We start from the raw sequence: 15,656 nt of genomic DNA, 5'->3' as shown, positions 1-15,656 counted from the left end.
TCAAGCGTCTGGACATAGCCATTCGACCCAACCGCGTCGTCGCACATGCCATTTGCGCACATGCAGCCGCAGCGCAGGTTCAAGAAAGAACCTGTAGCCCAAAGAAAAAAGGCCCGCTTGCTTTCGCGCCAGCAGGCCTTTGATAAACCGTCTTCGGTTCAAACGATCACATCCGCGACGCGACGTTTTCCCAGTTCACCAGATTGTCGAGGAAGTTCGACAGGTAAGCCGGGCGCTTGTTGCGGAAATCGATGTAATACGAATGCTCCCACACGTCACAACCCAGCAGTGCTGTCTGACCAAAGCACAATGGGTTCACGCCATTTTCTGTCTTAGTCACCGCCAGCGAGCCGTCTGCGTTCTTGACCAGCCACGCCCAGCCTGAACCGAACTGACCAGCGCCAGCCGCACTGAACTGTGACTTGAATTCGTCAACCGAGCCAAAGTTTTCCACCAATGCCGCTTCCAGCTCACCCGGCATCGCATTACCGCCAGGGCCCATCATTTCCCAGAATTGGTTGTGGTTCCAGAGCTGACTAATATTGTTAAAGATTCCGTTTTGCGCGACGGCATCTGCATCATAAGTGCCGACAATGATATCCTCCAAAGACTTGCCGTCCCATTCAGTGTCAGCGATCAATTTGTTGCCATTGTCCACATATGCCTTGTGGTGCAGGTCGTGGTGATACTCCAGCGTTTCCGCGGACATACCTTTGGCTGCAAGCGCGTCATGTGCATAAGGAAGATCAGGAAGTTCAAAAGCCATCTCGGCCCCCTGTTAAATATAAGTTTCGGTTCCCAAGGGTTAAATGCTTTGGCAAGTGGCCGAGGTCAAGGGCGGAGATTACAAATCCATGCGTCCGCCACCTTGATGAAGCCGCCCAAGAAGCGCTGCGCCTTCTAAAAATGTGAAACAAGTGTATCGACCGATAACGACCACATCTCACTTGGTAAAATTGGATTTTTTGACGAGACTTCTGGACGACAAAAAGACAACTTTTTTAGACCAATTGAGCCGGACAAATGATGAGAATGCTGGGTCAGTAAACCCCAACCTCGCTGCCGGGCTGCGCCGCGACCTTCAACAGCTCAAAAACATATTCTGCAGCGGATCGAAAACAGACAACTCGGAACGTATCGGTGTCGTCCATCCAGAAAGCCGCCGCTACCTGCGCCAAGCGTGAACGCCGGATTTGACCCGGTTGGAAGGCCTCGGGCGACAAATCTACCGGTGCCAGTTTGGCCAGAACTTCGCGCGCCGAATTGCCGGATACACGAAACACAGCCCGCGCATCTGAGACGTTGACTGCCAGAGCATGAACGCCACTCAGCGCGTCTGTCATTGCTGCCAACTTTGCATTCAATTCGGCATAAGGCACCAGTACCAGCAGTTCGTCGGGCGACATCCAACAGACACCGGTGTCGCCTTCGACAAATGCTTCGCGCTGTCCGGGCACTTTTTGGCCGGTCGCATCCTTGACCGCCTTGGCTAACACTTTGTCGGACAGATTTCCACGCACGGTAATCATCCCCTGCAGGCCGCTTTCCTCAACCTTGGCAATGCCGTCATAGCTGGCATGGTTCAATGCGCTGATGGGCTCAGACATTCTGCTTCTCTCCATCTTTGTCGAAGAAGACCGGATCAACGATTTTGGCCTTGTAGATTTTGTCGTCAGTGCCGGGAAATTCGATGATCTCGCCCATCCGGTCCGGTCCGTTCTTGACTAACCCCATTGCGATACCCTTGCCCAGATTAGCCGAGAAATAAGTTGAGGTTACGCGTCCGATCATGTTCCGTTGACCGTTGGCGTTGACGCCCTCGCCTACTGCATAGGCGCCATCGGGGATAACAGAACCATCCACAGTCTCAAGCCCCACCAGTTTCCAGCGATCAGGATCCGTCATATGGCTACGCGAATGGGCACGTTTGCCCAGGTAATCCTCTTTCTTTTTTGAAAGCGCCCAGTGCAGGCCAAGATCTTGTGGGATCACGGTTCCGTCTGTTTCGTCTCCTATCATTATGAAGCCTTTTTCGGCGCGCAGAATATGCAAACATTCTGTGCCATAAGGCATCACACCAAACTCCTGCCCCGCCGCAAACAATGCATCCCAAAACGCTTGTCCCTGGCTGGCAGGTACTGCAATTTCATAACTGAGTTCACCGGAGAACGAGATGCGATAGGCGCGGCAATCGAAGTCACCTATTTTGCCATCTCGCCATTCCATGAACGGCAGGGCATCTTTCGATACATCCATACCATCCAACTTCTCAAGCACCTTGCGGGCATTCGGACCGACAACCGCAACCTGTGCATACTGTTCGGTCACATTGGCGACATAGACTTTCCAATCCCACCATTCGGTCTGAAGCCATTCTTCCATATGCGCGTGTATTCGCTCAGCCCCGCCTGTCGTCGTGTGGCAAAGCCATGTGTCCTCGTCGATACGAGCGACAACGCCATCATCTATCAAAAACCCGTTTTCTGAGCACATCAGACCATAGCGGCATTTACCCACTTTAAGCGTGGACATCATGTTCGTGTACAACATGTCCAGAAATTTGCCGGCGTCTGGGCCTTTGACGATCAATTTTCCCAGAGTCGAAGCGTCTAGAATGCCAAGATTATCGCGAGTATTTTTAACCTCTCGATTCACTGCGTCATGCACAGATTCCCCGGGACGGACATAGGCATAGGGGCGTCGCCATTGACCAACCGGTTCCCAGTCTGCACCGTTCGCGTCATGCCAATCGTGCATCGGTGTACGGCGGATAGGCTGGAAAACCTCGCCCCGCGCTTCGCCACCAATAGCGCCTAAGGAAATCGGGGTGTAAGGCGGACGAAATGTTGTCGTGCCAACCTTTGGAATATCGGAGTCTAATGAGTCAGCAAGTATAGCTAAGCCATTAATATTGCTTAGTTTGCCCTGATCGGTGGCCATGCCCAACGTTGTATAGCGCTTGGTGTGCTCAACGCTTTCATATCCCTCGCGCGCTGCCAGTTGAACATCCGACACTTTGACGTCGTTCTGAAAATCCAGCCAGGATTTCATACGCAGCTGCACCTCGGCATTCGCAGGCATCAACCAGATTGCCTCCATCGGTGCCTCTTCGGCTGCTTCACCTGATGGAGCTCTGGTGTTTTTAGGCTTAAAGCCAGCAGCCTTGGCAGCCGCCTTTCCGGCAGCATGTGCGTCGGCAATCGCTTCACCCAGCGACAAATGCCCATTGGACGACCCCGCAGCCACAACGAACCCGTCGCCATTTGCTCCCAAAGGTGGTCTATTGGGATCAGGACGGAAATGCGCGTTTGCGTCATCCCAGATCAGCTTACCTCCACAATGGGACCACAGATGGACAACCGGCGACCAGCCGCCCGACATTGCAACTGCATCGCACTCGATCTCTTCACGAGCACCACCGATACCGTCCTGGTTACATAGCTGGACATTCTTGACGCGCTTGCCACCTTTGACCTTGGCAATAGCTTTACCCGGATCGACACGTACCCCAAGCTGACGGACTTCCTCTGCCATTGGACCCGCCGTTGCACGCGTATCAACGACACGGATTACGTTCACACCGACCTGTTTCAGGGCAATTGCTGTTCGGTATGCATCATCGTTGTTGGTCGCGATCACGACCCGCTGTCCTGGAGTCACTCCCCAGTTCACAACATAATCGCGCATCGCGGATGCCAGCATGACTCCCGGCACATCATTCCCGGCAAACGACAACGGTCGCTCGATTGCACCTGTAGCGGTGACGACCTGTTTCGCCCGTATACGCCACAAACGATGGCGCGGACCCTGTGTCCCGGGTCTGTGGTCACTCAAACGCTCGTAGCCCAATACGTAACCGTGGTCGTATACTCCGGCCCCCATGCAGCGTGTGCGCATGGTCACGTTATCCATTGTTTCTAGCTCAGAAACCAATTGCTCCACGAACTTATCCACAGGTTTCCCGCCAACGGTTCCACCATCGACCAAAGTACGCCCGCCCCAATGCGCGGTCTGCTCGATCAGCATGACCTTGGCGCCGGACAGTGCTGCGGCTTTTGCCGACTGCAATCCTGCGATACCACCACCGATCACTAAAACGTCGGCAAAACTGTAAAAGTGCTCGTAAGTGTCCGCATCTCGAGAGTCCTTGTCTGGGGCTTTGCCCAGACCTGCAGATTGGCGGATGAACGGCTCGTAGATGTGTTTCCAGAACGGTTTAGGATGAATGAACATCTTATAGTAGAACCCGGCTGGCAAAAATCGGGCCAGCGCAGTGTTAACCGAACCGATGTCGAATTCCAGACTCGGCCAATGGTTCTGCGAGATCGCGGTCAGGCCATTGAAAAGTTCTGTGGTTGTGGCGCGCTGGTTCGGCTCGAACCTATTGCCCTGCCCCAAACCGACCAGAGCGTTGGGTTCCTCTGCACCGCTGGCAACAACTCCGCGAGGACGGTGGTACTTGAAAGAACGGCCAACCATCATCTGATCGTTCGCGAGCAGGGCCGAAGCGAGCGTATCTCCCTCGTACCCCTGCATTGAATTGCCGTTGAAGGAAAACGTGACCGGTTTGGAACGGTCAATCAAACGACCTTGTTTTGCCAGACGGGAGCTCATGCTGCGGACCTTTCGCAGGTTAAGGCGTAGACGCTTTGGGCAGAAGTTTTTTCAAGAACAAGCAGCATCAGGAGTGTCCCCTCCAAGACCACCCTGGGCGTTTAGCCGAGATGGCATTTTTGACTTCTTTCGGAGGCTCGGTGGTTTGCGCAGAATAAGTACCAAAAACTTCGAGCGTTTGCGTACAACGGGCGGCGTGAAACCACTTGCCACATCCGTATGAGTGGCGCCAGCGTTCAAAATGTACGCCTTTGGGATTTTCACGCATGAACAGGTAATCGTGGAATTCGTCATCTGACGAACCCGGGCCATAGCGTTTCAGATGCGCCTCTCCACCTGCGGACAGCTCGGTTTCTTCGGCTTCGACACCGCAATAAGGGCAAGTAAGGACTAGCATAGTTTCATCCTTTCAGTAGCCGGTTGCAGCCAAATCCGGCTGACATTCCACTCAAAAACACGCAAGAGCCTCGATCGAATGCTCGTACTCGGGGTCTGCGATCAAAACGTCTCATCAATGCGCCACCCCTGCTGCAACGCTTTCGTCGATAAAACGGCCTTCTTTGAAGCGGTCCAGCGTAAAGGCTTCGGTTAAAGGCGAATGACCGGTTGCCATCAACTGCGCCATGCCCCAGCCCGAGCCGGGAATGGCTTTAAACCCACCAGTGCCCCAACCACAGTTAATGAAGCAACCGGTCAACGGCGTTTTCGACAAAATGGGTGAGCGGTCGCCGGTCATATCGACGATCCCACCCCATTGACGCAGCATCTTCAGACGCGAAATCATCGGAAAAGTTTCGACAAGTGCACGCACAGTTTCCTCTATATGATGGAACGAGCCGCGCTGGGTATAGTTGTTGAACCCGTCGGTTCCACCACCGATCACCATCTCACCCTTGTCAGACTGTGACATGTAGCCATGTACGGTATTGGCCATCACGACCACGTCCATGCAGGGCTTGATCGGCTCGGACACCAGCGCCTGAAGAGCAATAGCTTCCAGCGGCAACCGGAAACCTGCCATTTCGGCCAATTGTCCCGAATGGCCAGCAACCACAATCCCCAGCTTATCGCAATCGATGGCACCTTTGGTGGTGTCGACACCCACAACGCGGCCGTTTTCCGATCTGACATCAGTGACTTCGCACTGCTGTATGATGTCCATCCCCATCGCCGAACACGCACGTGCATAGCCCCACGCAACGGCATCATGGCGCGCAGTACCGCCACGTTCCTGCCAAAGCGCGCCCAACACTGGGTATCGAGGGCCGTCGATATTGATGATCGGCACCAGTTCTTTCACACGCTCCGACCCGATCCACTCTGTCTTGACGCCCTGCAAAGCATTTGCATGAGCAGTGCGTTGATAGCCGCGTATTTCGTGCTGAGTCTGCGCCAGCATCATTACCCCGCGCGGACTGAACATAACGTTATAGTTCAGCTCTTGGCTCAGATCCTCGTAGAGGCTTCGAGCCTTTTCATAAAGCGCCGCCGATGGATCCTGCAGATAATTCGATCGAATAATGGTTGTGTTTCGGCCCGTATTGCCGCCACCCAACCAGCCTTTTTCGATCACAGCGACATTTTGAATGCCGTAGTTCTTGCCCAGGTAATATGCTGTCGCCAGCCCGTGACCCCCAGCACCGACAATAATGACATCATATCGCTTTTTTGGCTCGGGCGAACGCCACGCCCGTTCCCATCCCGTGTGATATCGCAGCGCCTCACGCGCTACAGCAAAGGCTGAATAGTGTTTCATAAGCGAATCCGTCCGGTCTTCGGTGATTGGGCGCAGATATGCCGCGTACCGTCATTTTACCTGTGCCGTGCAACGTCACAATATCGCATTATTGCGACATGATCGCGCTTCGCGGCTTTTTGCCCCTTTTTTCGTCCGGCCCGGGGGTCTAAGTCTGATGAGCCACTCCGGAGGGACAATGACATTCTGGATTATCACTTCGCTGATAGCATTGCTTATCGCTGGGTTTTTGATTGCCCCTCTTGTGCGTAACCGCCGGGCAGAGGAGTCAACCGCGGCGTATGATCTGAGGGTGTATCGCGAACAGTTGGCCAGTGTGGACCGTGACCTTTCCCGAGGTGTGATCGCAGAGGCTGACGCAGATCGTGTGCGGACCGAAATTTCCCGTAGGATATTGGCGGCCGACGCGCAGGCACGCACTACAGAAGACGCGAAAGGGCCGACAAGAACAGTTTCAGTCATTGCTGTCATTTTGTTGGTCTTATCGCTGGTCGGTGGTGCCTTGGTGATTTACCGGCAGATGGGGGCTGCTGGGTTTCCTGACATGCCACTGTCCGCAAGATTGGCGATGGCCCAGGATTTGCGCATAAACCGTCCTAGCCAAGCTGACGCTGAAAGCATGGCGACTCCGGTCGCTGCACCGACACTCGATGAAAACTACGCCGCGCTGCTTGCCCAGCTGCGGGAGACAGTGGCAGGGCGACCAGACGACATACAAGGCCACACTTTGCTGGCACAGCACGAAACAAACGCCGGAAACTTCAAGGCTGGATATGAAGCTCAGACCAGGGTCATCGAACTTTCTGACGGTGGAGCTTCTGCCGAAGCCTATGCCGATCTGGCCGAAATGATGATCCTTGCTGCCGGAGGCTATGTCTCACCACAAGCCGAGGAAGCGTTGCAGCAGGCACTTGAGCGTGATCCCGAGCAAGGTCCGGCGCGATATTACTGGGGGCAGATGCTGGCTCAGACCGGGCGACCGGACCTTGCCTATCGTGTTTGGGCGGATACGCTTCGCAGTGCTCCTCCGGGCGCTCCCTGGGCCAGCGCCATTCGAAGTCAGATCGACGACCTTGCTTTCCGCGCCGGGGTGTTCAACGCACCGAACCTAAGTTCTGCTCCGGCAATGCCGGGTCCCTCACAAGAAGACATGCAAGCTGCGGCGGACCTTACACCTGAAGAACGTCAAGAAATGATTCAAGGCATGGTCAACCAGCTGTCTGACCGTTTGGCCACCGAAGGTGGAACACCCGAGGAATGGGCCCGCCTGATCGCAGCCTTGGGCGTTCTTGGCGACACCGAGCGCGCAAAGAACATTCGGGATGAAGCGTTGCTTGTGTTTTCTGGCAACGACGCCGCATTGGAAGTGATTCAAATCGCTTCGCAACGCGCTGGTCTAGACCAATGATCTCCGAAGAATTTCAGGACTTTGCCGACGCTCTACCTCAGATGAAGGCATTGATAGGTTTGGATCTTGGCGAAAAAACCATCGGGGTCGCAGTTTCCGATCGCATGCGCACAGTGGCCAGCCCGCTAGAGACGGTGCGGCGCAAAAAATTCTCACTCGACTCAGCTCGTCTTATCGAAATTGCAACAGATCGGGAGATTGGCGGAATAGTTCTGGGGCTTCCCAAAAATATGGACGGATCAGAAGGACCCCGCTGTCAGTCAACCCGCGCTTTTGCCCGAAATCTTTCTCGTTTGACCGATTTGCCAATCGGGTTTTGGGATGAAAGACTTAGTACTGTTGCGGCAGAAAAAGCACTGCTCGAGGCGGATACGACACGAAAACGTCGCGGACAGGTTATCGACCACGTCGCGGCAGGTTATATCTTGCAAGGGGCGCTGGACAGGTTGCGCTTTCTTTGACGGATCGGATGACATTGATGACAAATATGGTTTGGAGAAGGAATGAGGTGGAAAGCCCCTGTATCCAAATTTGTGTTGTGCATCCAACTGAACGCATTTGCACTGGTTGCTATCGCACCATCGAAGAAATCACGCGCTGGTCTAAAATGGAAAGTTCTGAACGCGCTGAAATCATGCAGGACCTGCCAAACCGAAAACCCAGGTTGGCCAAACGTCGTGGCGGTCGCTCTGCTCGGATGCACCGCGACTAGCTTTCATTCAGACTACTCATTTGGATCAGCCAAGTCCCGTTGGCCTGCCTTTCAAGCACGTTTAGGGAAACACCATTTTCAGCAGCTTCGCCTTCCGAAAAACTAGCAAGGCACCAAGCCAAGTTTCCCGATTGACCGGAATCCAAGACGGTGAGAGATTTATTTTCCGTGCCTTCGGTGAACCAATCCCGGTGAAGTTCGGCGATAGCTTTGCGACCCGTCGCAGAACCAAATGGCGAAAAGAGTTGAGCCTCAACTGAATACATGGCAGCACAGCCGTCAGCGTCGGCTTGACGGTAAGCAATCAGGTAGTCTTCGAAAAGTTTGTCCAGCTCATCTCGTACTGCCATGCGCATAGTCTTTCCATCATACATTCTACGGTGCGGTTATCCTGCGGCTAGCCAGGTTTTTGCGCTTTCAATTTCAGCTGACGGGAAATATTGCGCACGAGTGCCAAGAAGATGACTTGCTGTCCGTTGCGCCAACTTTTGCCAAGCCTTATCCCCGACAATCGCCGCGCGATCCAGCATTCCGATATGCCCTGCTGCCAAGCGGAAATGGGCGGCCAACGCCGTTAAACCTTGCCAGCCGTCAAATTCGCGCAAATCGATCAGCAAACGAAACCCCTCTTTGCCGCTCAGCAGCGCGTCCAGATCCGATTGCGCCTGCTTGTATTCATCCGGGTCCAACTTTCCTAGCAAGCTGATCTGAACGCATGGTCCACCTAGATCGGTCACATGAATAGAACCGAGAGACTCACGCATCCATCGACGTGCGGCCTCAAGTTCCTCCATCGAAAAAACCTGTACTGGACAGGGCAAGATCGGTGCAGCCAAACGAATACTGGTTTGCACCCATCCTTGGTCGGCCACCACACCAATACGGTCAAACCCGCGCCAGTGACTGAGACCCAGCTTGGTGTCAGACCACGCTGCACCCAAATCGTAGCCTTTGAATTCTGGCGTCACGATTGCCAATAACCGAACGGCGTCGTGATCGGCAAGTGCGCCTTCAATTGCCGGAACCAGAGTGTTTGTGTAATCCGCGCTGGTAACTTCACCAGACAATTCCACTTCGATCAGTGTACCGTCAGAATTCGTTTGGACCGTAATCATTGAAACCATCCTCCAAAACAGAGCAATGGCAGGAGGTTACGGGAATTCGAGCCATTGCGCCACTCCGCCGGGCAATTCTGGGCGGAAATAGGCGATCATCCGGCCGTCCGGCCCCGCTCGTGCGCTTTCCCCCCAAGGGGCAACACCATGCAGGCAGTGGCGATGAATGACATAAGCCTCGCCGGGGCTTGCTGGCAACTCGACGCGCGAACAGCGGTCGAAAACCTCCCGCCGGGTTGCCTGATATATATCGGTCACATCTGTCTGGGCCAACGCATCATTTGGCACCCCTGTCAGAGCCGTTCGAAACGCATCGCCCAGAATTTTGTGGCTGCCCTCCCAGACGACCATCGGCGACGCACTTGCAGAGACATCGCTAAGCGGAATACCCATCACCCACGCGTGAGGTTCATCAATAATTCGTCTGCGATCAGGACCTGTCGGTTTCAAGCCGTCCACGTGGGCCGCATCCCGTTTTGCGCGATACCGCGCAGCGGCCTCGCTCTCATCCCGTCTTGGACGTGGGTACCCCGGATAAATAACCGAGACCTGACCTTTGTGCAGGTCGATGCCGCCGTAAAGCTGCGTCACGAAATCAACCGCCTGCCCAGTCAAAGGCTGGGAACCCCTTACTCTGCCCACCGCATCATTCTCCAAAACGTCGACGCCGACGAACCAGGTTCCCTCGCATTCATGCCATTGCGCATGAGCCGGATCTGTTACTGCTGCGCGTGCTGCAGGAAGGACGTGCGTTACCCAGCGTTCCAACGCCGGATCGTGTGGGAAAGTAATCCAACCCCTCTCCTCGAATGAGCCTACCAACCCAGTGCCTTTCGCAACATGTTCAATGCCACAAGCGTCAAGAATACCGCAAAGACGCGTTTCAAAGGTTTAGGATTCATTGCGTGAGCAAGTTTTACGCCCCAGGGTGCTGTTATCATAGTCATCGCGATTACAATCCCAAAAGCGATCAGATTAACGGCTCCGACGGTAAAAGGCGGACGATGTTCTGGCGCGATTTCAAAAAACAAAAAAACCAGAACTGAAGGTACCGCAATTATCACACCAAAGCCCGCGGCGGTTGCAACTGCGCGGTGAATGGGCGTGTTGTAAAGGCTCATCAATGGCACGCCAAAGCTGCCGCCACCGATGCCCATCAACACCGACAAAAATCCGACAGAAGGAGACAACAGAATGCGGCGCACCCCAATAGGCATCGCGTCGCCCAACCGCCACTCGGACCTGCCCAACCCCAGATATAGACCGATGACCATTCCAAGAACGCCAAAAAGGGCTTGCAAAACCTCAGTTCGCAACGATGACGCAACCAACACGCCCAAAAGCGCGCCGAGTGCGATTCCCGGACCCCAACCACGTAGAATATCCCAGTCTACCGCGCCTTTTTTATTGTGACTCAGTACGGACCGAACGGACGTGACCACAATCGTTGCCAACGATGTCGCCAAACATAGTTGCATCAGCTGTGGGCCGCCGTAACCCAAGGTTTGAAATGCGTAAAAAAACGCTGGAACCAGAACAATTCCACCGCCCACACCCAGCAAACCTGCCAGGACCCCTGCAAAAGCGCCAATCACAAGCAAAAGGCCCAGCATCTGGGCCAGCAACATAGTCTCGGGCATTATTCCCTCACCCTGGCTAAGGTTCGCATTAAACCGCCGCGTCCTCTTGCGCAGCGGACAAAACGCTTTCCAGCGCCTGCAGCATTATCATGGGCCCGGCGTCTTTCCGCACTGCGCCTTCGGACAGCATTCTGCGCCAGCTGCGCGCTCCGGGACGACCTGCAAACAGACCTAACATATGCCGGGTGATCTGGTGCAAACGCCCACCGCTGGCAAGGTGTCTCTCTACATATGGCACCATTTTTCTTACTACCTCAAAAGGATCAACGGTTTGCCCTGTTTGAAAAATCAGCCTATCCGCATCAGCCAGAATTTCGGCTGGGTGGTGATAGGCGGCGCGTCCGATCATGACCCCGTCCAAACCAGCGTCCAGCATTGCCCGGGCCTGAGTAAGCGAAGTGATGCCACCATTGACCGAGATATGCAGGTCCGGAAAGGCAGCCTTCATCTGGTGAACCAAGGCGTAATCCAGCGACGGAATATCCCTGTTTTCCTTGGGGCTTAATCCTTGCAACCAAGCTTTGCGTGCATGAATTATGACACGGCGGCAACCGCTGGCTCTGATTTGCTCTAAGAAATCGGGGAGGACTTCGGTCGGGTCTTGTTCGTCCACTCCGATCCTACACTTAACAGTGACATCGACATCGACCACTTCTCGCATGGCGCTGACACAGTCCGCGACGCGACCGGGCTCTCTCATCAAAACGGCGCCAAAAGTGCCGGATTGAACCCTGTCGGACGGGCAACCACAGTTCAGGTTGACCTCGTCATAACCGGCTTGCTCCCCAAGTATCGCGGCCTGAGCAAGCTCCTGCGGATCGGATCCCCCCAATTGCAGTGCAACTGGATGTTCTTGGGTGCTATGGTCGAGCAAATGCAACGCTCCTCCGCGCACCAGCGCCGGAGCCGTAACCATTTCGGTATAAAGCAAAGTCCGTGAGCTAAGCAGACGATGAAAGTAACGACAGTGACGGTCTGTCCAGTCCATCATAGGAGCGACCGAAAGGCGAAAATCACCATAATTATTTATAATATCTGAATTTTCGTCTTTTCTGTTCATTTTAACAACTGCCTGTTTACAGCCGATCGTTGTCTGCTCTGGTCTATTGGTACAACAAATGCCGCATCGCAACACCAAAAGCTGCAACTTGGCGGACCATCCGTAAGCGAGAACGCGGGATCAGCGTTTGTTTCTATTAAGTAAAATGTCCTACAGATCAAAGTCCATTGATGTCATTCCCAGCGTCATGCTGGCACTGCCTTCCCGTTTGAAATGCACGGGACGCCGCCACAACTTGCGGCATTGTTGAACCTTGGATCATTGTTGTCTCTTCAACACCATACCTGGTTCAAAGAGACCGTGGGCAAGTATGACGGCTCTCGAAGCTTAATTCGTTGGATGTCACGCCACCAGAAATCCGATTAACGCGTAACAGCCCGGTTGAGGCGGAAACAACAGTGGATTTTTTTGCAAAGCCGGCGACCATGACGGCATTCGGCGTATGGATCGCAATCTGGCAGGACAAGTCTTCTGCGACCAAACGAAGCTGCATCCGAACAATTCCGATCGCTAAGTCAGGTCGATCAAAATTCAGATCTTCTGAACGGCAACCTGCGCACCCTTTATCGCTTTGATGCGTAAATTTGCGGCGTTTTCGCCCAAAAACTCGTGAAAGGCGCGCATAACCCCATCTTTCCACCATCCTTTACGGTGGTAGTCATCCAACATGATGACACCCCCAGTCTGCATCTTAGGCAGAATTGCTTTTAGGTCCGCCTTTACACCTTCGTAGGAGTGATCCCCATCTACGTAGGCGAAGCCGATGCTGCCATCTTTGAACTGGTCCATCGCAGGGACAGAAAAATCCCGAATAACAGCAATTTTGCCGCGCGCGATCTCATCCTTATAATTGTTCTTCACAGACTCATAAATTCGATCCATGTCCTTCTTGCTGCGTGCGCCAGCCAGCGAAACACCATCTTCAGGGTCTTCCTGAACACCCCAAGGATCGATGAGGAACAACTTGGACGGCCGCAGACCTTCCAGCAAAATCTGCGAAAACTCGCCCTTCCAAACGCCTATCTCGATGCTCAGTTTGCCTTTTGGCATAAGCTCCAACAGTTCGCGTCGAAGACCATCTTTTCGCTCTCGCTGTTTGGCGCGCTTGCCCCGTCGCACGGTCGCGGTTACCGGATTCGCCACGGGCTTGGCTTCCACCTCAGTGTTTTGCAAAACATTAACAAAATCAGCCCAATCCGACCGGGCCCTGAGATTCTTGGCCTTAGACAAATGCCAAGCGCAAGCATCATCATGTAATTCAGCCAGTCGGGCATCGTTCATGATTTCCGCGCGTATTTTGTGCATTTTTGGCATATGGCCAAGGATAGAACGGTCCTCCACATGGTTGTGGTTCATCATTTTCCAGTATTCCAAACCCTGGTCTTGGCTTATGTGGTTTGTGCGGCCACGATCACGCTTAACCAGAAAGCTATCGGTACTGCGAACTGCATAGTGATGAATACGTGCATAATCGTGGCTGAAGCCACGCCATGCGCGCCACTTGACCTGATCAGCAGGAAACAGATTGCCACCGGAGTCGCGCCAAAGAACACCTTGATAAGGAGCGTCGGGATCAATCGCGTGTTTCGCGTCGATCCGCGGGCGATGGGCGCGAAACCTATTGAACTTCCCATTATTTCGGAAAAGCGTTTTAAAGCCTTTCGCCCTTTGATGCGGGTATTTGTCTTCAGGTGCCGCGCGGAAAAAAGTCTCGGGCACCGGGCGATTTACAAAGTCGTTTTGACCGCCTTGACCAAACATGCGCCAGCACATCGAGATCGCATCTGCATCGCCGCTAGCCGCGACAAAACTGCGAATGTCGCCTCCGGGCACGCGAACATTGATATATTCGTCGACGTCCAGACTTAGAATCCAATCCGAAGCAAGATAACTGGAGTGACTTCTGGCCTTTGAAAAAGCAACAGTCTGCGGTTTCTCCTTGGGACCGACCGGATTACGTTCGTGATGGACCCAACCCAATTCCTGCATCCGCTCGGCAATCGCATCAGTTCCATCGTCGCAGTCGTTCGTAAAGATCAGAATATCATCAAAGCCTATCGATCGGTTGTATGCCACCCAATCGATCATGAAAGGCCCTTCATTCTTCATCGTTGTCACGATGAGAAATGTTTCATCCGTCATTCTTTGCTCTCTTGCCTGTACCACCCACGGATTATTGATTTTGTGTTTAAATTACAGCTTGGTTTTTGTCCAATCTGGATGGTGGTTGGCGGAATTAGCGCGGTGATCCGAATTGGCCCATGCCCCCGACCTTGCTTAAGATCGCTCGAGGTTGGTTACCCAGCTGCTCCTCGGTTGGCTGGGATCACCTCATAACCCGGCTCTTCTGGTTCATCGTCTTCCATCTCGGCGGGAAAACCGGGTGCTCGGATGTCCAATCCAGTCGCTTCCTCCAGTCGCCGTATGATATTGGGTGATAATTCCCTGTCGCCGTAACGCGCTATGCCGTCTTCGAAAATTTTTATCATCAGCGGGTTTATCTCAAGCGGAACGCCCGCGCGATCGGCAACGTCCTGAAACAGGCCAATGTCTTTTTTGACCAAATCCATCGTGAACGAGATATCACGGGAACCGTTCAAAATGACCTGACTTTCGGTTTCATGAACAAAAGATGTGCCCGACGAAATCTTGATTGCCTCATAGGTCGTGTTCAGGTCCATCCCAGCAGCTTTCGCAGTAACCAATGCCTCGGCGCATGTTATCAGGTTCGCCGTAGCGAGGTAGTTGGTAAGAACTTTCAATACAGAGGCCGACCCCAGCTCTCCAGTGTGCAGCACACGTCTACCCATTGTCGTTAGGAAGGGCAAAATCAGATCGAACGTACCTCGGTCGCAACCTGCAAAGATAGAAATGTTACCCGTGGCTGCTCGGTGGCATCCGCCAGAAACCGGACAGTCGACGGCAGATCCTCCTCGGTCGATAACCAGGGCCCCAAGCCGTTTGACCTCGGCCTCGTCGGTTGTGGACATCTCCATCCAAATTTTACCGTTTCCGACCTCAGGCAACATCATTTGCATTACCGCGTCTGATGCAGCAGGTGACGGCAAGCAAGTAATCACTGCGTCGCAATCACGCATCATCTGTGCCGGATCTTTTGCAGCCTTGGCTCCTTTGGCAACGAAGTCGCTGACAAGATCCGAATTCAGGTCATGCACGGTCAGATCGATGCCGTTGCGCAGCAGCGACCCCGAGAGTTTTCCGCCCACATTTCCAAGACCGATGAAACCAACTTTCATAAAGCGTCACTCCATGCTCGCACTCTTGCGGACATGCCAGCACGAGACAGTGGCGCACGTCGTGCCGCCCACCGACGCTGGCAGGTCGTTTTTA

Annotated in this window: 15 protein-coding genes; 3 read left to right on the top strand and 12 right to left on the bottom strand. The window is 53.8% G+C overall.

What is annotated here, in order from left to right:
• Positions 1-166: 166 nt before the first annotated feature.
• The 5 genes from AC2FNV_RS12545 to AC2FNV_RS12525 form a co-directional block, all read right to left on the bottom strand.
• Positions 167-766, bottom strand: a complete 600-nt coding sequence (locus tag AC2FNV_RS12545; RefSeq protein ID WP_170605124.1) for a superoxide dismutase — start codon at positions 764-766, stop codon at positions 167-169.
• Positions 767-1,040: 274 nt separating this feature from the next.
• Complete coding sequence (locus AC2FNV_RS12540; protein ID WP_170472877.1) at positions 1,041-1,607, bottom strand: sarcosine oxidase subunit gamma; 567 nt, start codon at positions 1,605-1,607, stop codon at positions 1,041-1,043.
• Complete coding sequence (locus AC2FNV_RS12535) at positions 1,600-4,614, bottom strand: sarcosine oxidase subunit alpha family protein (RefSeq protein WP_170605122.1); 3,015 nt, start codon at positions 4,612-4,614, stop codon at positions 1,600-1,602. Before AC2FNV_RS12535 ends, AC2FNV_RS12540 begins: the two co-directional genes overlap by 8 nt.
• A gap of 67 nt (positions 4,615-4,681) precedes the next feature.
• Positions 4,682-5,011: a sarcosine oxidase subunit delta gene (locus tag AC2FNV_RS12530; protein ID WP_170605121.1), complete on the bottom strand. Its 330-nt coding sequence runs from the start codon at positions 5,009-5,011 to the stop codon at positions 4,682-4,684.
• A gap of 114 nt (positions 5,012-5,125) precedes the next feature.
• Positions 5,126-6,370 carry a sarcosine oxidase subunit beta family protein gene (locus AC2FNV_RS12525; protein ID WP_170605119.1) on the bottom strand — a complete coding sequence of 415 codons (1,245 nt, stop codon included), beginning with the start codon at positions 6,368-6,370 and terminating at the stop codon, positions 5,126-5,128.
• Between the two features lie 178 nt (positions 6,371-6,548).
• On the opposite strand from AC2FNV_RS12525, the gene ccmI reads away from it, so the two are divergent.
• From ccmI to AC2FNV_RS12510, 3 genes are read left to right on the top strand one after another with little or no spacing between them, the layout of a single operon-like run.
• The gene (gene ccmI / locus AC2FNV_RS12520; protein ID WP_170605117.1) at positions 6,549-7,778 is read left to right on the top strand and encodes a c-type cytochrome biogenesis protein CcmI; all 1,230 of its coding nucleotides are present in this window, start codon (positions 6,549-6,551) and stop codon (positions 7,776-7,778) included.
• Complete coding sequence (ruvX, locus tag AC2FNV_RS12515) at positions 7,775-8,239, top strand: Holliday junction resolvase RuvX (RefSeq protein WP_170605115.1); 465 nt, start codon at positions 7,775-7,777, stop codon at positions 8,237-8,239. The genes ccmI and ruvX overlap by 4 nt, the downstream gene beginning before the upstream one ends.
• Before the next feature lie 17 nt (positions 8,240-8,256).
• A complete protein-coding gene (locus AC2FNV_RS12510; protein WP_170475309.1) occupies positions 8,257-8,490 on the top strand; it encodes a DUF1289 domain-containing protein in 234 nt (77 codons plus the stop codon).
• On the opposite strand, the gene AC2FNV_RS12505 is transcribed toward AC2FNV_RS12510, so the two are convergent.
• The 7 genes from AC2FNV_RS12505 to AC2FNV_RS12475 all read right to left on the bottom strand — a co-directional run bounded on the left by AC2FNV_RS12505 (position 8,487) and on the right by AC2FNV_RS12475 (position 15,562).
• Complete coding sequence (locus tag AC2FNV_RS12505) at positions 8,487-8,864, bottom strand: YybH family protein (protein ID WP_217371818.1); 378 nt, start codon at positions 8,862-8,864, stop codon at positions 8,487-8,489. The genes AC2FNV_RS12510 and AC2FNV_RS12505 overlap by 4 nt on opposite strands.
• A 12-nt stretch (positions 8,865-8,876) precedes the next feature.
• Entirely contained in the window at positions 8,877-9,605 is a 729-nt protein-coding gene (locus AC2FNV_RS12500; protein WP_170605111.1) for a SpoIIAA family protein, read from the bottom strand.
• A gap of 36 nt (positions 9,606-9,641) precedes the next feature.
• Positions 9,642-10,427 carry a hypothetical protein gene (locus AC2FNV_RS12495; protein ID WP_170605109.1) on the bottom strand — a complete coding sequence of 262 codons (786 nt, stop codon included), beginning with the start codon at positions 10,425-10,427 and terminating at the stop codon, positions 9,642-9,644.
• Positions 10,421-11,245: a sulfite exporter TauE/SafE family protein gene (locus AC2FNV_RS12490; protein ID WP_170605107.1), complete on the bottom strand. Its 825-nt coding sequence runs from the start codon at positions 11,243-11,245 to the stop codon at positions 10,421-10,423. Before AC2FNV_RS12490 ends, AC2FNV_RS12495 begins: the two co-directional genes overlap by 7 nt.
• Before the next feature lie 28 nt (positions 11,246-11,273).
• Positions 11,274-12,305, bottom strand: coding sequence for a tRNA dihydrouridine(20/20a) synthase DusA (dusA, locus tag AC2FNV_RS12485; RefSeq protein ID WP_170605105.1), 1,032 nt, complete (start codon positions 12,303-12,305; stop codon positions 11,274-11,276).
• A gap of 531 nt (positions 12,306-12,836) precedes the next feature.
• Positions 12,837-14,447, bottom strand: a complete 1,611-nt coding sequence (locus tag AC2FNV_RS12480) for a class I SAM-dependent methyltransferase (RefSeq protein ID WP_254442492.1) — start codon at positions 14,445-14,447, stop codon at positions 12,837-12,839.
• Positions 14,448-14,602: 155 nt separating this feature from the next.
• The gene (locus AC2FNV_RS12475) at positions 14,603-15,562 is read right to left on the bottom strand and encodes an NAD(P)-dependent oxidoreductase (RefSeq protein WP_170605101.1); all 960 of its coding nucleotides are present in this window, start codon (positions 15,560-15,562) and stop codon (positions 14,603-14,605) included.
• Positions 15,563-15,656: the final 94 nt, after the last annotated feature.

This window comes from Ruegeria sp. BHSA163, assembly GCF_059613365.1.
This window is presented reverse-complemented; position numbering and strand designations above follow the sequence as displayed.